This window comes from Fibrobacter sp. UWR3 (assembly GCF_900143055.1).
Taxonomy (GTDB): Bacteria; Fibrobacterota; Fibrobacteria; order Fibrobacterales; family Fibrobacteraceae; genus Fibrobacter.
Genome location: NZ_FRCW01000004.1, coordinates 52,241 through 75,183, shown reverse-complemented (window position 1 = coordinate 75,183; position 22,943 = coordinate 52,241). Strand labels below are relative to the sequence as shown.

The 22,943-nt window shown below is 54.2% G+C and carries 14 protein-coding genes and 1 tRNA gene; 1 reads left to right on the top strand and 14 read right to left on the bottom strand.

Annotated features, from left to right (window positions below; genetic code table 11):
* Positions 1-17 precede the first annotated feature (17 nt).
* Positions 18-1,673: a FecR family protein gene (locus BUA44_RS06100; protein WP_083579506.1), complete on the bottom strand. Its 1,656-nt coding sequence runs from the start codon at positions 1,671-1,673 to the stop codon at positions 18-20.
* A gap of 155 nt (positions 1,674-1,828) precedes the next feature.
* Here BUA44_RS06100 and metF point away from each other — a divergent pair, with 155 nt between their 5' ends.
* On the top strand, positions 1,829-2,713 hold the full coding sequence (metF, locus tag BUA44_RS06095; protein ID WP_072809785.1) for a methylenetetrahydrofolate reductase [NAD(P)H]: 885 nt from the start codon (positions 1,829-1,831) through the stop codon (positions 2,711-2,713).
* Positions 2,714-2,837: 124 nt separating this feature from the next.
* Here metF and BUA44_RS06090 read toward each other — a convergent pair whose 3' ends face one another.
* From BUA44_RS06090 to BUA44_RS06025, 13 genes are all read right to left on the bottom strand, one after another.
* Positions 2,838-3,254 carry a hypothetical protein gene (locus tag BUA44_RS06090; protein WP_072809783.1) on the bottom strand — a complete coding sequence of 139 codons (417 nt, stop codon included), beginning with the start codon at positions 3,252-3,254 and terminating at the stop codon, positions 2,838-2,840.
* Positions 3,255-3,383: 129 nt separating this feature from the next.
* A complete protein-coding gene (locus tag BUA44_RS06085) occupies positions 3,384-3,974 on the bottom strand; it encodes an inorganic diphosphatase (protein WP_072809781.1) in 591 nt (196 codons plus the stop codon).
* A gap of 96 nt (positions 3,975-4,070) precedes the next feature.
* Entirely contained in the window at positions 4,071-4,655 is a 585-nt protein-coding gene (locus BUA44_RS06080; RefSeq protein ID WP_072809780.1) for a TlpA disulfide reductase family protein, read from the bottom strand.
* Positions 4,656-4,665: 10 nt separating this feature from the next.
* Positions 4,666-5,175, bottom strand: coding sequence for an HD domain-containing protein (locus BUA44_RS06075; protein ID WP_072809779.1), 510 nt, complete (start codon positions 5,173-5,175; stop codon positions 4,666-4,668).
* Between the two features lie 2 nt (positions 5,176-5,177).
* On the bottom strand, positions 5,178-7,790 hold the full coding sequence (mutS, locus tag BUA44_RS06070) for a DNA mismatch repair protein MutS (protein ID WP_072809777.1): 2,613 nt from the start codon (positions 7,788-7,790) through the stop codon (positions 5,178-5,180).
* Positions 7,790-8,497 carry an SMC-Scp complex subunit ScpB gene (gene scpB, locus BUA44_RS06065; RefSeq protein ID WP_072809775.1) on the bottom strand — a complete coding sequence of 236 codons (708 nt, stop codon included), beginning with the start codon at positions 8,495-8,497 and terminating at the stop codon, positions 7,790-7,792. The genes mutS and scpB overlap by 1 nt, the downstream gene beginning before the upstream one ends.
* 507 nt (positions 8,498-9,004) lie before the next feature.
* Positions 9,005-9,301: a hypothetical protein gene (locus BUA44_RS06060; RefSeq protein ID WP_143151885.1), complete on the bottom strand. Its 297-nt coding sequence runs from the start codon at positions 9,299-9,301 to the stop codon at positions 9,005-9,007.
* Positions 9,302-9,635: 334 nt separating this feature from the next.
* Positions 9,636-10,865: an FISUMP domain-containing protein gene (locus BUA44_RS15270; RefSeq protein ID WP_143151884.1), complete on the bottom strand. Its 1,230-nt coding sequence runs from the start codon at positions 10,863-10,865 to the stop codon at positions 9,636-9,638.
* 91 nt (positions 10,866-10,956) lie between these two features.
* Positions 10,957-12,375: an MBOAT family O-acyltransferase gene (locus BUA44_RS06045; RefSeq protein WP_072809767.1), complete on the bottom strand. Its 1,419-nt coding sequence runs from the start codon at positions 12,373-12,375 to the stop codon at positions 10,957-10,959.
* Positions 12,376-12,490: 115 nt separating this feature from the next.
* Positions 12,491-12,892: a hypothetical protein gene (locus BUA44_RS06040; RefSeq protein ID WP_072809764.1), complete on the bottom strand. Its 402-nt coding sequence runs from the start codon at positions 12,890-12,892 to the stop codon at positions 12,491-12,493.
* Between the two features lie 54 nt (positions 12,893-12,946).
* Positions 12,947-13,019, bottom strand: a tRNA-Asn gene (locus BUA44_RS06035).
* Positions 13,020-13,162: 143 nt separating this feature from the next.
* Positions 13,163-13,993, bottom strand: a complete 831-nt coding sequence (locus BUA44_RS06030) for a deoxyribonuclease IV (RefSeq protein WP_072809761.1) — start codon at positions 13,991-13,993, stop codon at positions 13,163-13,165.
* Between the two features lie 66 nt (positions 13,994-14,059).
* Positions 14,060-22,831: a cadherin repeat domain-containing protein gene (locus BUA44_RS06025; RefSeq protein ID WP_178348752.1), complete on the bottom strand. Its 8,772-nt coding sequence runs from the start codon at positions 22,829-22,831 to the stop codon at positions 14,060-14,062.
* Positions 22,832-22,943 lie beyond the last annotated feature (112 nt).

The window sequence follows — 22,943 nt, the reverse complement described above, 5'->3', positions numbered from 1 at the left end:
TTTTAAATCCTTGTATGCTAGTCTTCCTTCAGCTGGCCCTTGACTGCTTCGTATTCTTCCTCATGGCTTTCATCACAGCCACCGCCATCGACCTTGTCGTACTGCACGCAGTTACGCGCCTTGCCCATGTGGTTGCGACGGAAGCAGAACACCTCGTAGGTCTTGGTCGTACGGATCTTCTTGCCGCTCTTCAGGGCAATTTCGATATCGAACTTCGCAATCGTGTTCAATTTGATAGAGACGGGGACTTCGTAAGTAAGTGCGCTTACATTGTTAAACGACTGGACCACCTCGCCCTTGCGCTTCACGGTAACGCTAGCAATCTCGCTTATATCCGCATCCGTGATGCCGGCAAGCGAGAACTTGAGATTCGTCTTGTACTCGGGCGCAGGCGGGTCGAGGTGCTTCCTTTCGGTCTTCCCGCCGACAAGTTTCAGCGACACGTTCACGTTCTTGGTGGTCTTCTTTTCGTTTGCGGCCGAAGCATCGGCCTGGTCGGCCTTCTTGCCGGCAGCATTCTTGCCTGCGGCCTTTTCCGCAGCGGCCTTTTCTGCAGCGGCGGCCTCGGCGGCAGCGGCTTCTGCGGCTTCTGCTGCAGCGATGGAATCAGCCCTAGCGGCAGAATCCGCAGAGGCATCGTCACCCGCAGGCTTGCTCGGAGGCGTGTAGTTGGACTTCCACGTGAAGCACTCAATTTCGATATCGCCTTCGCTACAGGTAACCGAGAAACGCTTGGGGCCGTAAGAATCGTCCGCCCATTCCACCGTACGCTGGTAGATTCCGCTTTCGGGCACCGTATCGGATTCGCCCATCACGGTAACGACGATACCCGGGTTCACGCGGGCCTGCAACGTCACGCTCGGAAGCATGAGGGTGTCGGGAAGCGGGTTCGCCCTGAAGTTCACCTTCTTCGCGAACTCTTCCCTGCGCTTTTCATAATCGTTATCGAAGTCGGTAAGAGCCTTCTCGAACTCTTCCGATTCAGGGCCCATGCCCCAGATGTTCACGTTGGCAAGCTCCATGGAGAGCGCCTTCGTACCCGAGCTCTTCAGGTTCAAGTTCTTGATGACGCCGTTCTTGCCGACAATGAGCGTCTGGTTCTGGACGACCTCGCCCGTATTGCCCGCGATACTGTTCACGCTGACCAGGCCCTGCTTAAGCGATGTGACCATCTGGCCGTTGACGCTTGCGACAAAGCCCGCCGTACCACGGATGGCAGCCGTCGCCACGCCGGTAGTGAAGTTGACCGTACGGCCAGTAGGCTGCTTCTGCACATCAAAGAGCACCGCACCGTTATTCACGCGAACAGATACCTGGTGATTGAGCGAGTCAAAAATCTCTGCATCGAGAACTACGTCCGAAAGTTCCGTAATCCACAGCGAGGAACCGTCGTTGATAGCCATGACAGCCTCGGATTCTGCGCCGGTACGGATACGGTCCTTTTCCGCAACCGTCTGGCCAAACCGGAGCTTGCTCCATTTCTCGGTATTCTTGCGCTGCAGGTCCGTTTCGCCAAGAACCTTGCGCACCTTCGCCTTGATTTTACTTGTATCGACCGCTTCGGACTTATTGTCGGCGACCGTGCGGGGGTCGGGTTCATCCTTGCAGGCCCAGAAAACCGTGGCAGACAGGGCTGCCACAAGACAGAGAGAGAGTTTGTATGATTTAATCATGCCTAAAATATAAGTTTGTAATAATCTTATCTGTATATTTTTAAAAAATTACACGCACATTTTATGGTACTTTATCTATATTTGCATATATTCAAATATTCGCATAGACTACGCATGGTGGTCCGGACAAGAAAAGTTTAAAAATGTGAGGTTATATGAAGATTATCGACATCCTCAAGCAAGACAAGATGAGCCTTTCGTTTGAAGTGTTCCCGCCCAAGAAGGAAACGAGCTTCGAAAACGTGAAGGCGGCAACAGAATCCATCGCGGCCCTCGGCCCCGCATTCATGAGCGTCACCTACGGTGCAGGCGGCGGCGTGAGCCACTTCACCCTCGATATCGCGAAGAACCTCAAGGAAAAGTTCAACATTCCGATGCTCGCCCACCTCACGTGCGTCTCGAGCAGCAAGGAAACGGTGCACCAGCGCATCGATGACATGAAGGCGGCGGGCATCAAGAACGTGATGGCGCTCCGCGGCGACCTCACCCCGGAACTCATCGAGAAGGGCCGCGACAACTGCGACTACCACTACGCAGTGGAACTCATCCGCGAACTCAAGGCTGCCGACGCGGACTTCTGCATCGGCGCGGCCTGCTACCCCGAAAAGCACCCCGAGAGCGCGAACCAGGCCGAAGACATCAAGCACCTCAAGGAAAAGGTCGACGCAGGCGCGGATTTTCTCACCACGCAGATGGTGTTTGACAACAACCTGTTCTTCAGTTTCCTCTACAAGCTGCGCGATGCGGGCGTCAACTGCCCGGTACTCCCCGGCATCATGCCCATCACGAACGCGAACCAGGTGGAACGCGCCATCAAGCTTTCGGGCTCCTTTATGCCGCAACGCTTCAAGTCGCTGGTCGACAAGTTCGGGAGCGACCCCGAGGCCATGAAGCAGGCGGGCATCATCTACGCGAGCGACCAGATTATCGACTTGTATGCGAACGGGATTACAAACGTGCACGTGTACTCGATGAACAAGCCCGACGTGGCGGAAGGCATCTTGAAGAACGTCTCTGCTATACTCGGGAAAAGCTTTTAGAAAGTATGAGACTAGGGCAAGGCTCGCACGGCGGCCCCTCCCTAGTCTTAATTCTATCCCGGTACATAGAAAAAACCTTCCCGCGGGGGAAGGTTTTTCGTTTGTCCAAAAATTTTAGACTAGACTAGCGGTCGTGGATACGGACGCATTCACGCACGTCGCGGGCATCAAAGAAACGGCCACGGCGCGGGTCAAGGCAATCCACGCGACCCGGGCGGTTGCGACGGAAGTCAATAGTCATCCAGCGGGTACCGTCGTTGCAGTAGTAGTCCCAACGGCCGTCGGCATCGCCGCGGTAGCATTCACCTTCAACCATCGGGCGACGGTTGCGGTAGTCCACACGGTAGTGGCGGTCACGCGGGCGGCAATCCGGCTTCTCGAAGCGGCATTCCAGGCGTTCACGCGGAGGAGGAGGCGGAGGAGGCGGATCATTACGACGTTCGCTCTTCTTGTTGTTATCTACATGGATGGAAAAACCAGCCCATGCGCCAGAAGAAAGCATGAGAGTCGCAGCGAGGGCGGCTAAAACGATTTTCTTCATTTGTTCTCCTTTCTAAAAGGTTCGGATTTATTGTTTAACTAAAATATATTCTTTTTTACACAAGCGCAAACGCCATCCACGCGAAAAAACGGATAAAATTCCGTCTTACGCCGACAAACGGCACAATGGCTAAATCAGTTCCTCGGGAGGCAGATGCTCGGCGCTTTCCGGTTCCTGGTAGAAGGTTTCTGGGACCTGCACCTGGTTCTGGAAGTAGGCCCTGTGGGCGGCAATCACGCGCTCGCGGGCAAACGCGGCATCCTGCCAGTCGCCAATCTGCACGTCCTTGCCTTCCAGTTCCTTGTAGTTCTGGAAAAAGTTCTTCGTGATGCGCAGGAACATCTGGTCAACGTCGCCGATGTCCTTGATGGGGCGCGGGTTGAACACCGGCACGCCCAGCACCTTGTAGTCCTTCTTGCCACCGTCGGTCATGTCGAGTGCGCCAATCACGCGGCAGGTGCAGACCGTACCTGTCATCATCGAGGCGGGGCTGTAGATAAGCATATCGAGCGCATCGCCATCGTCGGCCTTCGTGCTCGGGATAAAACCGTACGTACAGGGGTAGCTCATCGAGCTGAGCAGGCAACGGTCCAGGCGGAACACATGCAGGCGTTCGTCATATTCGTACTTGAGGTTGGTGTCCTTGCCGATTTCCACAACGCAGTCGACCTCGTAGGGGTACTTGCGTCCGATAGGGAGATCCAGGTAGTTAATTGCCATTTATGCTCCAGAGGGCCCACCTTGAGCCCATTGCATTCATATGTTTTTCGTGGAGGTAAATTTAGAATTTACAAGCGATTTTTCAAGCCCCGGGGCTTATTTTGTCCAGAGAACAGACGGCCAGTCCGAGCCTTCCTGCCCAATCATGAACACAGGCTTTGCAGCATTGTCCACGACAAGCGTCATAGGGAGCGCGATATTTTCGCCCTCCTTTATGAGCCCGATACCTTCCGAAAGGCGCTTGTAGGGGTCGAGCACCACAGGGAAAACCGTAGCCCCGAGAGTCTCGACCATCTTCTTGATTTTGGCCTCTTCGCGTTCACCCGCATTCACGAGGATAACCTTCACCCCGTTCTGTTCGAGTTCCTGCCGAGATTCTACAAGCTTTTTCATACCGGCGCGGCACGGTACGCACCACGTGGCAAAGTACACGAGCGCCACGCGGTTACTCCCAGCAGCAACCTTCGCAAGGTGCGCACGCGTAAACGGCATGTTGGCCCCGCCCATCTCGCGGGCGGCAAACCAGTTGAGCGAATCGGCCACAGCCGGGGGGAGCGGCTTGATTTCGGAAGGCGCAGCCACCTTACCAGTCTGGGCCTTTGCCGTAGCCTTGGCCGAAGGGGCGGCAAACGAACTTGCAAAAAGGGCAAGCAGAAGGCAGGCAATAACTTTCAAACGCATATTATTCCTCTCAGGGCAAGTTTAAATTTTTTATCCACTCGCGCATGGCAAATACCGACACGCATTCTTTCAAAGACTGTTTCGCAATCCTGCTCCCGAAACCTGTCGCCATCTTTTCAGGGTCGAGCGGAATCCCTACCCTGCCCAAGTCGAGCCTGTCCGCATCGTAGCAGCAGTCTATGGTCGGGTCTCCGTTTTTCGGTTCGTGCGTGTGGAACTTGCAGGCATGGTAAAGCTTGTCGAAACGCTCGTCGTCTATCACGAAGAGCTTAGCCTCGCGGCATTCCTTCGCGAATTCGGCACCGCGTGCGCCGTGCTCAGGGTCGTGACCATCGTCAAAGCGCTTGCTGTCGTGGAATATGGCAAACAGGCGAACGACGTCGACATCCACGCCGGCAACGCGGCCGGCAAGCATGAGCGCGTTGGCTTCCACCTGGTGCCAATGCTCGATGCCGTGAACGTCCGAAAGGTACGGACGGTTCGCGAAGGCATGTTCCATTATGGCAGCAAAGTCTATCATAATTAAGCGCCGTAGTTCTCCTTCAGTTCCATCAAGCGCTGGAGCGCCTGCATCGGGGTCATTTCCTCGGGCTTGAGCCTGCGGATTTCGTCCTTCAGGAGTTGCGTGTTCTCGTCGGGCGGTGCAAACATGTCCAGCTGCGGGTGTTCCTTCTGCTTCTTCTTCACGGCGCCGTCGCTCGGGTCAATCTTTTCCTTCTCGAGTCGGAGAAGAATCTTCCTCGCCCTGCGGACAACGTTGTTCGGGAGGCCCGCCATCTCGGCCACATGGATGCCGTAGCTCGAGTCACAGGCGCCCGCGAGAATCTTGTGGAGGAACACGAGCTTGTCGCCCTTCTCCTGCACGGCCACCTGGAAGTTGCCCGCATGTTCGAGGCTTTCCACGAGCCCGGTGAGTTCGTGGTAGTGCGTCGCGAAGAGGGTCAGTGCCTGCCGTGCGGGCTCGTCGTGGAGGGTCTCCACAATCGCCCAGGCGATGGAAAGCCCATCGAAGGTGCTCGTGCCGCGCCCGATTTCATCGAGCAGCACAAGGCTGTGCGGAGTCGCGTTCCGCAAGATATTTGCAGTCTCAATCATCTCGACCATGAAGGTACTGAGCCCGCGACTCAGGCGGTCACTCGCCCCCACGCGGGTGAATATGCGGTCCACTACCCCAATGCGGGCAGATTCCGCCGGCACAAAGCAGCCGATTTGCGCCATCAATACAATGAGTCCGGTCTGGCGCAGGTAAGTCGACTTACCCGCCATGTTCGGGCCCGTGATGAGCATCAGGCGCGTGCCATCGGGCGAAAGCGAGACGTCGTTCGGGATAAAGTCCAGGTCCGGGTTCACGGCGACAATCACCGGATGGAAGCCGCCACGGATCTCGATTCCCGAACCCTCGAAAACCTCGGGGCACGCGTAGTTGTACTTGCGGGCCGCCCGCGCAAAACTGTAGAGCGTGTCGACCTTCGCAATCGCGTCGGCAATCTCCTGGAGTTCGCCACGCCAGCCGTTCACGCGATCGCGCAGGCTGCAGAAGATGCGGTATTCCAGGTCGTGGATATTCACTTCGGCGTTGCTGATGATGGATTCGCATTCCTTCATCTCGGGCGTAATGTAGCGCTCGCCGTTCACCGTCGTCTGCTTGCGGATATATTCCTCAGGGATCGGGCCTGTCGCCTTCGCCATCTGGGCCTTGGTAATCTCAATGTAGTAGCCGAACACGCGGTTGTAACCGACCTTCAGGCTCGGGATTCCGAGGCGCTCGCGCTCGCGGCCTTCCAGCGAGGCAATCCATTCACGCTTTTCCTTGATGTCGGCGTTCATCGCGTCGAGTTCCGCGTTCGCGCCCGGGCGAATCATCCCGCCCTCGCGCACCGTAAGCGGCAAGTCCTCGTTGAACTGCGCCAACAGTTCCTCGCCACGCCCGCGCGCATTTTCCAGCGTACTGCGGAGCCCTTCGAATATGGAGGAGCGCAGGCCCTCGAGCACGTCGGCCACCTTCGATGCCTGCGAAAGAGAACGGCCCATACCCGCGAGGTCGCGCGCGTTGGCACGCCCACTCCCCACGCGCCCCATCAGGCGTTCCATGTCGAGGATGCTCGTGAGCGATTCCTTCAGTTCGTCAAGCGCCACGGGGTTCTGTACCAGTTCGGCAACCGCTTCCTCGCGCTCGCGGATGCGGTCCACCGAAATCAGCGGGTGACTCACCCAGTCCTTGAGCGTGCGCCCGCCCATCGCGGTCACCGTATGGTCCAGCACCGAGCAAAGCGTGCTCGAGTAGTCATCCGCATTCAGCGGGCGCGTAAGTTCCAGGTTCCGTAGCGTGCTCGGGTCAAGCGTCATGTAGTCGTCGAGATTTAAGATCTCGAGGCCAGTAAAGTGCGAAAGTTCCGACTTCTTCTGGTCCATCAGGTAGGCCATCAGGGCTCCCGCGACCTTCGTTTCCGCATCGCGGCCATCGAGCCCGAGGCCCACCAGCGATTCCACCTTGAAGTGGCTAAACAGAACGTCGCGGCTCTGCTCCTCCCCGAACATGAACTCGGGAATCTGCGTCACCAGCACGTTGTCGGCCTTGACCATGTCCATGATGCTCGAGGGAATCTCGACACCCTCGGGCACCACGATTTCCTTGGGCATGCGGCGGCTGAACTCGCACTCGAAAGCCTGCACGCTGCTCCTGCACACGGCGAGGTAGCCCGTCGTCACGTCGGCGACGGCAAACGCGGCCTCCTTCTCGGCAGGCACATAGGCAAACAGGTAGTTCGCCTCCTTCGCGTTCAGGTTCGATTCGTCCATCGCGGTGCCGGCGCTGATAATCTCCACGATATCGCGCTTCACGATGCCCTTCGCGAGTTTCGGGTCTTCCACCTGCTCGCAAATCGCAATGCGGTAGCCCGCCGCCACCATCTTGGGCACGTAGCGGTCGGCGGCATGGTGCGGGAACCCGCACAAGGGTGTTGCCCCCGAGGCGCCGTTGTTGCGGCTCGTGAGCGTAAGTCCAAGAATCTTGGATGCTATGACGGCGTCATCCTCGAACAGTTCGAAGAAGTCGCCCATGCGGAAAAATAAAATGCAGCCCGGATTCTGTTTCTTGATCTCGTAATACTGCTGCATCAACGGGGTGACAGCCATTACAGGTCTCCCATTGAAAGTTCAATCTGTTCCGGGTTATCTTCCGGAGGCACAGGTTCCGTAGGTTCGGATTCCTGCTTGGCGTACTGCGGCACGAGCGTCCCCGCCTCCAGGAGTTCGCTGAACTCGCGCAGGCGCGGCAGGTCCTCGGGAATGCGGTTGATGCCGAAATACTTCATGAATTCCTGGGTCGTCACGTATGTATAGGGGTTGCCCACCGTCTCGGCGCGCGCGCCCAATGCAATAAAACCCTTGTCGAGCAAGTTCCTGATCGGGCCATCCACAGAAGACACACCGCGCACCTGCTCGATGGCGGCCTTCGTGATGGGCTGCTGGTAGGCAATCACCGCGAGAGTCTCGAGTGCGGCCTGGCTCAGGCGGCGTGCATTCGCCTCGGGGAACAGCTTGCGCACCCACGGGTAGTACTTGGCACGCGTGCGGAAACGGTAGCCGCCCGCCTGCTCCACAATCTCGAACGGCGAGTTGATCTTGTTCAAGGAATCATTCGCGGCGATAAGCGCATCCGATACGGTACGGGCATCCAGGAAGTCGCCCAGGATTTCGCGCAACTTCTTCAAGGTCACGATGTCGGGCGATGCAAATACGATAGCCTGTATAATGCGGGCAAGGTCCTCGCTGCTCTCGACTTTCGGGAGTTCTTCCTCGAGTTCCTCGGCCTCTTCTACATTCTGCGGGTTTTCACTCATATTCGGTAAGATAGTAAAAAACACGCCGGATTTTCATTTTCTTGGGCGTTCCCGCCCATATATGTGCGGTCGGGCTATATTTTAGGGGCAATCCGTGGCGTTCCGCCCCCGGCTCGCCTCCTAAAACGGCACCACAGCGCCGCCCCAAGGGGTCACTATCCCTAACGCATTGTTTACTTTATCTGTAAACGCAGGTTTCCATCTCAAAACGTCATCCTGAGCGTAGCGAAGGATCCAGACCCCAATTGTCATCCCCGGCTTGACCGGGGATCTCCCATTCCATACCTTCATCTGTCACCCTGGAGGAGTGAAACGACGATAGGGTCCATAAACGCTTTTCATAATATAGTTTGCTTCGAGGGGCATTTCGCACGCAAACACGATCACTTCGTTTAAGTGTTTGCTTAGCAAAACGCCCTCTCTCCGCAAAGAAACACGAGAGGGGCTCCGGAATAAGACTGTTTATTGCGGGAACGTTTCGAAGCGGGTCCTGCGAAAGCCTCGTGACTAGTTAGTCCCATCGGCCTTCGCGAATTGCGGGTCCGCATTAAACTGCAGGAAGATGCATTCAACAGCGGCATTGGCCTTGTCCGCCAAATGGAACTGGGTAAAATCAATCTTGTCGAACTGTCCAAGAGATTCGACAGCCTTCTCACCGATGGAATCCGAAAGATTGCTTATCTGATCCACGTACGAGTCGAACTGCTCCATGTCGAGGTTGGGTTCGATGGCCGAATCGAGCGGCTCGGCATCCATCACTACTAGTAAGGCGAGTGCCGCGACAGACTGCTTGCAGGCTGGCATGGCCGAGCCGCACGAGGAGGCGCTTGCGCCTCAGGCGCGGTTCGAGAGACTCAGTAGCGTGCAAGCGAGTGTCGCGACAAAATGCTTGCATTTTGGCATGACCGAGCGCCGCCGCAGACGCCGTTAGGCGTCCATTTTATAGATATTGCGGGTAGACTTCTTGGACTTGGAAGCGGATTTCTTGGTGTTCTTGTTGTTGGACTTGACGTTCTTGGACATGATTTTCGCCTTTTTAGTTAAAACTTTTTGTGTGGAATTTGAAGAAAATTCCATTTGGGATAAAACAATTACAGCGCACCTCGGGGTGCGTTGTAATTATTTTCAAAAATGTTGATTATTCTTCTAGTTTAGTACAGCGGACGGAGAAACCATTCAATTTAGAGGACTTACTTTCAATAAGATAATCCAAATGTGCATCTGCCGCATCTGCTACAGCCTTTGTATCTGGATTCGCCGAATCTTCCTCTGGATAATACCAATATGTACCCTCTTTTATACCAGAAAGCCTACGATCCCAGACATACCCAGCACCGACGAGGGAATAGCCGCTGTAATTAAAGCCACCAAATGATATAGCCCGGACGTCTTCGATTCCGTGCTTATTGTTGTCCGCATGAAGCACAATGTAAAAATCGTCCTGGGTCAGAAGGCGCCAGCCATCCGGACAGATGCCCTGATGGTTCGGCTGGATCAAATCGGCGCAGCTTTCGGTATTGCAGCGGCTCGGCAGCTGCATCATCTCGGCCCACTGGTAGAGGCCACCATAGCGGTCGCAATTTGTGGTATCCCTATCGTAGCAGTAACGCTCGATTAACGTATCGTTTGCCTGATCCAAGGCCCAACCAATCATCTTGCCGATATTGAGGTTTTCTGCCATTACGGTCACAGAAGCGGCCTCGCCTTTTTTGTTTTTTCCGTTTATCGTAATGTAGTAGTAGCTACGACCATTGCGTTCATCAACAAAGGTCTTATAATCGCTGCTTTTGATACGAATAGCATCACCCAAATCAGCCTTATGGTCATACGGGACATAGCCGCTGCTACTGGGAACACTTGAACTCGACTGCGGAGTGACGCTGGAGGAGGAGTTCTCACTACTGCTCGATTGCGGAGTGACGCTGGAAGAGGACTTCGCGCTGCTGCTGGATTTCGCGCTAGAGCTCGACTGCGGTGTGACGCTCGAAGAAGATTTCGCGGAACTGCTAGACGCAACGCTCGAGGAAGACTTCGCACTGCTGCTGGACTTCGCACTAGAGCTCGACTGCGGTGTGACGCTCGAAGAGGACTTCGCGGAACTGCTAGACGCGACGCTCGAGGAAGACTTCACACTGCTGCTGGACTTCGCACTAGAGCTCGACTTCGCGTTGACTGAAGAAGAAGACTTGGCTGAGCTACTGGACACACTTGTCTCGTCTTCGCTCGACTGCGGTGTGACGTCTTCGATACTGCTGGACGACTCGTCGTCGCGCGGGGCAAAACTGCTCTCATCATCCCCGCATGCCGTCAAGGAGAGTCCCGCAACAGCAAGAAACATCGCAAAAGAAACAAGAAAAGAACGCCTCATTTATCCTCCAAATGCAGTCTTATCCCAAAATACCAATGAAAATATAACATAACGCGGGGCAACACCCTAGACAGTTGCTGGCCGCGAAGTGTTAAAATTGGAAATACAGGAACGGGTTGTAGCTCTGGGTAAAGAGCGCGAGCGTCGCGAGCACAAAGAGTCCGAGCGCGACGGCGGCCTTCCAGGTCTTCACCTCGCTGCACCAGTCGAAGCTGCGGAACTTCCAGAACGAAAGCAGGGCCGCCACGGCCATGAACACCACGCACGTAGGCGTGAAGATTTCGGCCGTAAGGATGGCATCGGCGCCGCTTACCGGCATAAGCCCGAGCATCGATTTCCACATGCGCCACGCCTCACCGATGTTATCGGCACGGAACAGCACCCAGCCGAACAGCACAATCACCTGCGTAATGATTATCTGCACCACGCGGGGCGCCTTGTAGTAGAGCGCATTCTTGTTGTTTGCACGTTCCACAATCATGAAGAAGGCATGGTAGAGGCCCCAGCAAACGAACGTCCAGTTCGCGCCGTGCCACACGCCGCTCAGGAACATGACCATGAACAAATTAAAATACAGGCGTTTCTTGCCTACACGGTTCCCACCGAGGGCGATGTAGAGGTAATCGCGGAACCAGCTCGTGAGCGAAATGTGCCAGCGCTTCCAGAATTCGGTAATGCTCCCCGAGCGGTACGGGCCGTTGAAGTTGCGCGGGAAATGGAACCCGAGCATCAGGCCGAGGCCAATCGCCATGTTGCTGTACGCCGAGAAGTCGAAGTAAATCTGGAACATGTAGGCAAGGCTACCCCACCACGTATTGAGTACGCCTGGAGCGTCTGCCGCAAACACGCGGTCGGCGATGATGCCCACCTGGTTCGCAAGGAAAATCTTTTCGGCAAAGCCGAAACTGAAGAACATAATGCCGCGCACGAAGTTCTCGAGCGTGTGCGTGCGGGTCGCCAGCTCTTCGGCCACCGTATTGTAGCGCACAATCGGGCCCGCGACAAGCTGCGGGAACAGCGCCACGTAGCAGGCGAACGTCACGAAGTCCTTGACCGGAGGGGCGGTACCACGCCACACGTCAATCGCGTAGCTCATGGACTGGAACGTATAGAACGAGATGCCCACCGGCAAAAGCACCGTCATCACCGAGAACGGCTCGCAGCCGAGCTTGGCCACCACATCGTTGATGACGCCCATGCCGAACATGTAGTACTTGAAGAACCCGAGCGCACCGAGATTCACGACAATCGCCGCAAGGAGCGCCAAATTGCGTTGCCGCTTGCTAGCGCCAGGCGCAGAGATGAACCGCCCGCTCACGTAAACCACGAGCGTCGAGCCGAACATCAGGAATACGAGCCACGGTTCGAGCCAGCCGTAAAAGATGTAACTGAAAATCGTGATGAAGAAGTTCAGGCCGGAATGCTTGACCCCGGCACGGAACAGCACAAAGTAGCCGACCAGGAACGTCGGCAAAAAGTAGAACAGAAAAATCTGGGAAGAGAAGACCATGAGCTACTAGTGCGTCATTCTGAGCGAAGCCGAAGGCGTAGTCGAAGAATCTAATTCAGAGAGATCCTTCGATTTCGTGGCTACGCCACTACACTCAGGATGACACTATACGTTCTTATTCATTCACCTCTATCGCGAGATAGCGCGGGGCTTCGTCGTCAAAGTATTCGTCTTCGACAGCTCCATCCCAGTTTCCCTCGAGCGGCACGATTTTGAGCGTGTGCTTGGCCTTCGCCTTGAACTCGCCCACGTTGCCCTTGCTCTTGTCGGCCATCTTGTCCTTGACCTTGCCGCGTGCAATGAGCGGGTTATACACGCCCACCAGCACTTCCTTGGCATCGAGCTTGCCGGAGACAACCTTCAGCACCTTGTACTTGAATACGTACACGTAGCTGTAGAGGTCGTTGCTCGGCATCTTGCCCGGGATTTCGGTCAGGCGGCCTTCAATCGTGACAGGGTCTGCCGCCAGCGCGAATGCAGCCGCAGCGAGAATAGCGATAAGCAGGTTCTTAATCATATTAACCAATATAGCAAATACAAAGAACCCCGCTCTTTCGAACGGGGTTCTAAGCTGCTTCACTTGGACTCGAACCAAGGACAACGCGATTAACAGTCGCGGGCTCTACCAACTGAGCTATGAAGCATCGTCTGTTAGACGCCCCCAAATATAGATTTTACTCGCCCGTTGTCAAGGGGATTTTTTGCAAAAAATGCGTTTTTTTGTTTAAATCGTCATCCTGAGGCGGTGCCGAAGGATCCAGACCTGGATTCTTCCGCCCTTCGGGCGTCAGAATGACGAAAAAGAACGCATCAGGGCAATCTCTTTCGCATAACCGGGGAGTTCGTTCGGGGTTTCAAGGTAGAACGGCAGGTCGCGGAGCGCCGGATGGTTCACCACGCGCACCAGCGCATCAAGCCCGATAAAGCCCGCACCGATGACCTCATGGCGGTCCTTGTGGCTTGCGAGCGGGTTCTTGCTGTCGTTCAGGTGGATCGCATGCAGCCTCCCTAGCCCGATAACCTTGTCGAACTGTTCCAGCACCCAGTCCAGGCGGTTCACGATATCGTAGCCGCCATCGTGCACGTGGCAGGTATCGAGGCATACCCCGACCTTGTCCGAAAGTTCCACGCGATCGATAATCGCACGCAGCTCCTCGAAGGTGCGTCCGACCTCGCTCCCCTTCCCCGCCATCGTCTCGAGGAGCACAAGCGTCTTCAGGTCCGGGCGCAGTATCGCGTTCAGGTGCTCAGCAATCAGTTCGATGCCCCTTTCGGCCCCCTGCTTCACGTGGCTTCCGGGGTGGAAGTTGTACATCGCGCCCGGAAAGTGGTCCATGCGCCACAGGTCATCCTTCATCACGTCGCGGGCATAGTCGCGCAACCCCGGGTCCGCCGCACACGGGTTCAGCGTGTAGGGTGCATGCGCAAGCGCGGGCCCGAACTTGTTTTCGCGCATCAACTGCACCAACGCGTCGGCATCGGCCTTGTCAAAAGGTTTCGCACTCCCGCCGCGCGGGTTGCGGGTAAAGAACTGGAACACATTGGCCCCTATGGAGAGGGCGTCCTCGCCCATCGCCTTGAAGCCTGCAGCACTAGAAAGATGGCAACCTATAAGCATATTTCCAATAATAAAAAATCCCCGCACGAGGCGGGGAGAAATATTGAAGGTCTGCGATTGCTGCGGTTACTTCTTTTCGGGGCGCTTGTAACCGAAGTTCTTCAGCATGTCTTCCTTCACAGAGCGTGCCGAGCCCACCTTGTTGGACGGCTTTTCCGGTTCCCAGCCACCCTTTGCGTTCTGCGTGAACGGAGGCACGGAGCAGCGCAGCGTGGACTTCATCTCGACCTCAGTGCGGTAGACATACGCGCCCGTACCCAGGAGTCGGCCCGAAGCCGTGCGAACGTTGCCATCCCTATCCGGCTTCATTTCGAAGTACAGCGTCAAGAGGCCTGCATCGCTCATGTAGTCCGGATTGTCCAGTTCCTGAGTGAACGTGTAGTAGTCCACAAAGTCGCCCAGGGTCGTGTAGATCCAGACCTTCACATACATCTTGGTCTTGTAGAGGTTCACGCGAGAAAGGTCAGAGCCAACATTCTCAGCGAACTCGTCGGTACAGTAGTCGCGAACATATTCCTCAACACTGACCTTCTTACTGGAGTTGGCTTCAACACCTTCGAGCGGTACAAGGCCATCCTTGCCGATGATGTCGTCGAGCGTGGCAAGGCCGCCCACAGCATTCACGGTAGGCACCTTCGTCTCGATTCCGAGAGTCGGGCCAAGGTGGCCCGTGAGGCCCGGATACGGTTCATCGCCGGTACCCGGCTTGTTATCGAACCCACCACCGATGACAGTTTCGACTTCCTTGTCCGTCTTCGGGTTGTAGATGGTTACAGCGAAGGTCTGGTTGTCTTCCGGCTCGTGAGTAGCGTAGTACTCGGCCACAAGATCCTGCGTGACTTCGGTAACCGGCTTCTCGATAGCGATATCCACGTCCTTCGCGTTCTTCATGATAACGCGGATGGTATCGCTAGCTTCGTTGCCAGCCTTGTCGCGGTAGAAGCGAACGATTACATTTCCACCCTTGTTAAGGCTCTGCGTAACGAGGGTATCCTGAACAATCGGGCCCTTGCCGTCGCCAATATCCACGGTCCACTTCACGTCGACAAAGTTCGAGTAGATGACCTCGCCTTCGGTCGGGTAGAGAATCTTGACCTTCGGCGGCACCTGGTCGAGCACGATGAACAGCGACTGCGTGCCGGTATTGCCGAACTTGTTCTTGTAGGTGTAGGTCAGCAGGTAGCCGATGTTGCCGTCTTCGTTACGGACGATGTTGCCCTCGGCATCCACGCCATAAGAAACAGTCATCGCATTGCCAGCCTCGTCAACCGTCTCGTAAGACACGGTGTAAACCACCTCGTTTTCGAACTTCTTGTCGCCGCCCTTCGAAGAACTGGACTTGTCATCCTTGCCCGAAGAAGAGGAGCCGCCCTTGCCCGAACTGCTGCTTTCGATAGCAGAATCTTCCGGCTTGGCGTAGCCGCCAGAAGTCTTGATGACAGCGCCCGTTACAGCGTCGGCCTGATAAGAAATCGTCACCTCGTGGCCACCGATAGTATCCTTGTAGGCAACCGTCATCTCGACAACGCCATCGGCATTGGCAATCATCTCGCCCTTGTCGTCGGTGTAGTAGGTCACGGTCACCGTGTGGCCGTTCACCACTTCCGTGTAAGAGACGGCAACCTTCTCGCCGTTCACGGGCGTGCGGCTCGTGCCCGAAGAGGGATTGTCGGTAAGTGCAAGGCTAAAGTCGGTAATCTCGGACATCGTGCCCGTAAAGGTCTTCTTCGGCACGCTCACGGTATCGAGTTCAATCTTCGTGGTGAACGTTTCCTTAGAGCCGGATTCCGGATCCGTTACCGTAACAATGATGTCGTTCTTGCGTTCGTTCACATAGAACGCCGTATCGGCCTGCGCGGATTCCTCCACCACCGTGAAGATGTTCGGCACACTAGCATCGTCTTCCGCCTTGCGGATAGAGACAATCGGAGTAGCCTTGCTCACGTAGACCACGAGCGTATCGTAGCCCGGGAAGTCCATCGACGGGTCTTCGAACTTCTTGACAATAATGTTCTCGCCCTCTTCGAGCAGCATGCATTCGGTAGTATCCTTCAGCGTAGCGCCGCTCTTCTTGTTACGGGCTTCCCATTCGACGCAAAGGTCGGTCGTATTGATGTAGAGCGTATCCGGGCTCTTCCAGGTCGAATCCACCGTCTCGGCAATCGTAATCTCGACTTCAGGCGTTTCGATGACGTTGCCAATCTTGATAGTGACAGTCGCCGTATCCGAAAGTTCGCCGTCGGTCACACGCACCTTGATGGTGTAGATAGAATCCTTCTCGTAGTCAAGAGAATCCTTGAGGATAATCGTACCGTCTTCCTTGACCTCGAACGTCTCGCTTTCTTCCACGAGCTCGTAGGTCAAGGTACCGTAGGCCTTCGAGGTATCCGGGTCCGTCGCCTCGATTTCGCCCACCTCGGTACCGATCTTCGCATCTTCCGAAACCGTGATGGCCTGATCCGGGATATCCGGCTTCTCGTTCACGTCGGTAATCTTCACGATAATCGTCTTGGTATCGGACAAGGTATTATCGCCTTCGCCGTCGGTACCGTTGTCGGTTACCTTCACCGTAATCGGGAGTTCATGGTTCTTCTCGTAATCCAGAGCCGGGCAGTTGTCCACCTTGACCGTAATTACGCCACGTTCGGAGACCTCGAAGCAGCCGCTCTTGTCTTCGACCAAAGTGTAGGTCAGCACGGAGTCGTACACATCGGGGTCAGTAGCCTTGATGGTATCAACAACGGTGCCCTTCTCCACATTTTCCTTGACATCCACAGAATCCGTGGTGATCTTCGGCTTCTCGTTCACGTCGATAAGCTTGATAGGCACATCCTTCGTCATCTTGATGGTCGTATCGTTCTTGTCGAAGTAATCAATCACGACGTGGAACGCGCTATCCAGGCCGCACTTGTCCTTGTACGGTTCCGATTCGCAGTCGAACACGACCTTAGCCACAAGCGTGATGTTCGGGCGACCGTCAATCGGCTCGTCGTACCTCAGGTCGAACAGGGCCGTATCGCCGCCGACCAGCTTGAAGCGGTTGTCGTAGTAGTCGACAATCCTGGACATCGAGTCGATATCGCTCGGGTGTTCAACACGGCCAAGGGAATCGCCAATCTGGTTGTTCTCGGCAATTTCACATGTTTCCACAGTGAAGAGCGGAGATTCGTTCATATCGCGGATTTCAATGACGCGGATAATCGTATCCTTCAGTTCAGCCTTGTGGCCGTTCGGTTCCGAGACAATCACAGCCACAGTGTACTGCGGTTCAGGATCGTTGCTGGACTGCGCGGCACGGAGTTCTTCGTAGTTGAGAAGGTCGGAATCCTTGACCGTCACGACAATCTTCCAACGGTCACCATCCTTCACCTTGTTGATTTCAAAGATGTCGTCGACAGTAACGCCAGTCGTCACGTTGGTACCAATCAGGCCCAGCGACGGGACAAGCGAATCAACATCGTCGGCATCTTCGTCATACACGAAGTATTCCATAACAACCGTACCCGTCGGGGAATTTTCATTGACGCCCACGGTCAAGATGTTCTTGCCATGTTCGTCGCCCGAGCCGCGGTTGGTCGTATCGCAATGAGCAATGCAGAGCGTATCGGTATCGTCGTCGCCATCGTCATCGTCGTCAACAATAATCTTCGGCGTTTCGTCGGTATCCTTGAGCTTGATGGTCACAAGGGCCGTATCGGAAAGGGTGCTGTCCGTAACGCGGACCTTCACGTAGAACACGGAATCCTGTTCGTAGTTGAGGCCGGCATTTTCGGCAACCGTAATCTTTCCTGTATTATCGATATTGAACTTGCTTGCCGCGCCCTCAGTGGAATCGAGCAGCGAGTAATAGAGCGTACCGAATTCCGGGTTCAGCACATCCGGGTCGCTAGCCACAACGACACCGACAGAGTCGCCCTTCTTGGAATTTTCTTCCACGGCAAACACAGCATCTTCAACAGTCGGAGCCTCGTTCACGTCGATAACCTGGATTCTGCGGACAATAGAATCCTGCAGGCCATCTGGGTCGGTAACATACACAGTCACCTCGTGCAGCGGCTTGACCTTTTCAAAGTCAAGTTTCGAACCATCGGGCACAATAACGGCCAGCTTGGTCTTGCCGCCTTCGACCACAATCGCGGCCTTGAAGAGGCTATCCACGCCAGTCCCGTTATTATCCTTCAGGCTCGGCGTGAGGTTAGCCAAGTCACCGGCATCCTCGTCCGAAACCACGTAGGCAAACACCTTCGCCCCGTCTGCACTGTTCTCGTTGATAAATACGGTAAGAGTGCTATCATCGGTGTGACCGCGGCTGGTCGTATCGCAGAACGCGACACAGAGAGAATCGGTATCGTCGTCACCGTCGTCATCGTCATCAATGATAATCTTCGGAGTTTCGTTGACATCCTTAAGTTCGATAACCACAGTAGCGGTATCGGCAAGGCAACGATCCGTGTACCTACCCGTAGAGGCGTTCTTCTCGCAGTTCTTCACTTCCACCTTGAAGGTGAACACCGGAGTCGTTTCGAAGTCAAGCTTAGTAGAATCGCCTACCCTAACCTTGTTCGAATCCATGTAGAACGGCATGTCCGGAGTAATGATGGAGTAATCCAGGTGGCCGTAATCATCCACATGCTTCGTATCAGGATCCGTCGCAGAGACTTCCGCAATCACGGAATCCTTCGGGAAGTTTTCCGGCTGCTTCACGCTCTTGTCGGCAATCGTCGGCTTCTCGTTCACGTCCCTGATATTGATCGTGCGGATGAGCGTATCAGTCTTGCCGCCAACGTCCTTGACCGTCAGGACAACCACGTAAGAGGAATCCACCGCTTCATAGTTGAGCTTGGCACTATCCTTAACAACGACGGTCACTTCCGTATGGTCGTCGTTCAGTTTCACGTCAAAGAGCGTAGCCGCAATGCCGCCGGGCACAGAATCGGCGAGCGCAACAGTCAACTTGCCGGCATCGTTTGCATCCACATCCGTAATCGCGAATGTATGGATTTCAGTACCGGTCTTCGAATTTTCGTCAATCTCGAACGGGCCATTGCACTTGGTATCGCCCACAATGCACTTGATTTCCGGATTCTCGTTCACGTTCGTGAGCGTAATCTTCACGGTAGCGGTATCGGCAAGGCAACGTTCTGTGTACCTGCCCGTAGAGGCGTTCTTCTCACAGTTTTCCACCTTCACCTTGAAGGTGAACACAGGAGTCGTTTCGAAGTCAATCTTTGTCGAATCAGCAACCTTGACCTTGTTCGAATCCATGTAGAACGGCATGTCCGGAGTAATGACGGAGTATTCCAGGTGGCCAAAATCTACCACGTGCTTCGTATCAGGATCCGTCGCGGAAAGCTCTGCCACAACGGCATCCTTCGCAAGGTTCTCGGGCTGAGAGATGCTCTTGTCGGCAATCGTCGGCTTTTCGTTCACGTCCCTGATATTGATTGTGCGGATGAGCGTATCAGTCTTACCGCCAACGTCCTTGACCGTCAGGACAACCACGTAAGAGGAATCCACCGCTTCATAGTTGAGCTTGGCACTATCCTTAACAACGACGGTCACTTCCGTATGGTCGTCGTTCAGTTTCACGTCAAAGAGCGTAGCCGCAATGCCGCCGGGCACAGAATCGGTGAGCGCAACAGTCAACTTGCCGGCATCGTTTGCATCCACATCCGTAATCGCGAATGTATGGATTTCAGTACCGGTCTTCGAATTTTCGTCAATCTCGAACGGGCCGTTGCACTTGGTATCGCCCACAATGCACTTGATTTCCGGATCCTCGTTCACGTTCTGGAGCGTAACCTTCACGTCGGCCGTATCGGCAAGGCAGCGTTCAGTGTAATTGCCCGTAGAAGCGTTCTTTTCGCAGTTCTTCACTACCACACGGAAGGTGTATTCCGGAGTCGTTTCAAAGTCAAGCAGGCTAGCATCACCCACCTTCACCTTGTTCGAATCCATGTAGAACGGGACGCTCTCAATGATGGAGAAGTCAAGATGGCGGAACTCGACATTCTTCGAATCGGGCTCCTTGACCGTCATTTCGCCCACGAGTTCATCGTTTTCAATATTTTCATCCGGAGTGAAGTTCTTATTGGCGATGACCGGAGCTTCGTTCACGTCATTCACCTGAATCTCGCGGATAAGCGTATCGGTAAGTCCTGAGCCATCAACCACAGTGATAACCACTTCATGAGTAGCATTAATCTTTTCGAAGTCAAGCCTTGCGCTATCGATCAACACGATGCTAACCATTGTCTGAGCATCATTCACAACTACAGTGAAGAGCGAATCAGCGCCGGTTGTTCCGTTATCAGAGAGCGTAGCCGTCAGTCTGCCAACATCGCCGGCATCCACGTCAGAAATTGCAAACGAATGGATGACTGTGGCCTGCGGGGAGTTTTCGTTGATCTTAAACGGACCATTGCAGTTGTCATCGCCAGCAATGCAAACAATTTCCGGATTTTCGTTCACTTCGGTAAGTGTAACGGTCACCGTAACGGTTTCAGTATACTCATTATCCGTCACTGCCACAAGGAGCGTAATCTTGTGGTCCGGAGTCGTTTCGTAGTCAAGAACGGCACCTTCCGCAACCGTAATCACGCCCGTAGCCTCGTCAATAACGAACTGAGTCGTTTCCGTCATGAAGCTGTAGTAGAGCGTACCGTATGCGGCATGGGCCGTATCCGGGTCAGAGGCAACAACCTGGCCAACAACCGTACCGGCATCAGAATTTTCGGCAATCGTAAAGTTGCCATCCTGAGCAGTCGGCCTTTCGTTTATGTCCTTCACATAAATAGTCGTGGATGCAGTATCGGCGAACCCGGTGCCTTCACGATCCGTAAGGATAAGGCGAATTTCGTAACTTACCGTATCGGCACCACTTGCAAGCAACGTTTCGTAGTTGAGCTTAGCACTGTCCTTAACGGTAATCATGATCTTCAAGGAACCATCCTGTGCAGCAGCAACCGTAGCTTCAAAAAGCTGTTCGGCCATCGCATCAGAAGTGTTCCTGCCTTCAATCCTTGCACTCAGGGTGCTCTGGCTATCGCCAACATCCGGGTCAGAAATCTTGATGGCCGGAGAGGTAATTGGCCAGCCATTTGCAGAATGTTCCGCAACGACATACTGATCCAAGATGTCATCAATATGCGGAGGTTCGTTCAGGTCATTGAGATTGATAACCACTTCGACCGTCTGCGGGATGAAGCCGTCAGTAACAGTCACATGAATTACCCAAGTGGGCTTCGTTTCGAAATCAAGTGCGTCATCAGCGGTAACCGTAATTTTTCCATCGTTGTCAATTGCAAACGGAACATTAGTCGCCGGATTGCCATCCGCATTTTCATCAATGGAGAAGTACAGGGTTCCAAAATCCGAGTTCCTAATATCCGGATCAGATGCTTCCAATGTACCGACTTCGGTACCAGCAGGAACGTTTTCATCCACAGTGAAGGCCGTGTCGCGAACAACCGGAGCCTCGTTCACATCGACAACCTTGATAGTCACTATAGAAGTATCGGCAAGTTTACCTGCACCTTCTGGCATAGACGTAGAAGCTGCATCCGTCACAATGACCTTGATTACCATCGTGGTATCGGCGTTCAGAGCTTCGTAGTCCAGGCCTGCGTTCTTTACGGTAATTGCACCAGTAGTTGCATCAATAGCGAATATGCTGTTGACGGTGGTGTACTTCGGATCGTTCGTATCAAAGGCATAAGTGAACTGCGTATCGTCAACGTCTTCCATGCGAATCTTGCCTGCAGCAGCCGTACCTGCAGCGACATTTTCGTTAATCGTGTAAACCGTATCGTGAGCAATCGGTTTGTCGTTCACAGCCTGCAGATTGATTGTTACCGTGTTGGCGGCAACTGCGGAAACATCTTTGCTGATAACCCTATAGGTGAATGAAGCCAAATTCGTTCCGAAGGCATTATCTTCGCCATGATAGACAAGCTTGCCTAGATCCGCATTGGAAATGATGAGACCGGCGGCAATGGTTGCAGCATCAACAACAGCACCATCGTAAGTCAAGGTACCGACCACGTTACCATTCTTCATCGGCAGCGATTCAATCTTCACTTCGTATTCGTCCAGAGCAGCACCATTACCCGTCGTAGCAGGGAACTTGCTGAACGGGCTGTCTGTATCTTCAACACCAACAAAAACGGTGTCCTTGCCTTTAGGAGCCTTATCGTCATCATCAATTTCGATAAGGAACTCACCTTCACGTTTCTTGTTCGGAAGAACCGCACCCACCATATCAAACACTCGAATCTTGAAGAATTCAGTCCATTCTTCGACAAGGTCATTCTGGACAGATACAGTAACAGTTTTCGTTGGTACTGTGTGTCCCTTGGGGAATTCAACCGTCTCATATACGGACGTTCCATTACACACCGGAATTGCACTTGTAACAACGTCAGCAAGGCTAGCCCAAGCATTCAATGAATCCGGATCGGTATCCTTGTTGTTCGCTTGGTCACCATCAAAAACAAAGCAGTACTTGAAACTGACATCCGTAGTCGGGGGTTCGTTCAAGACAATTGAAAGAGGCTGCGGACCAGAAACACCCTCGTAAACCGTTCCCCAGCTACGCGCTTCAGGGTTGATGTCAATCCAAGGCGGATCAAACGGCATGTACTTGAAATCACCCTTAATGTCCGCCTGGAATTGCAATTGATTTGCAACAAGCTGACCAGCCAACTTAAAGTGACCACCAACAGTCAACTTACCCGTTGTCATCCATGTTCCCTGGAACGAGGCGTCCTTCCAATAGTCCCACTGGATATCTTTACTCGTATAGAAAAGGAGATTGCCAGAATATTCAGCATTGCTCAAATACGAAAAATCATTCGTATTTGATAAATCCCATTGGCCACCTTCAAACTTTGTTCCTTCCGCAACATATACAACCTGAATTTTCATATCGTTTGCAGAATTATCAAACAGG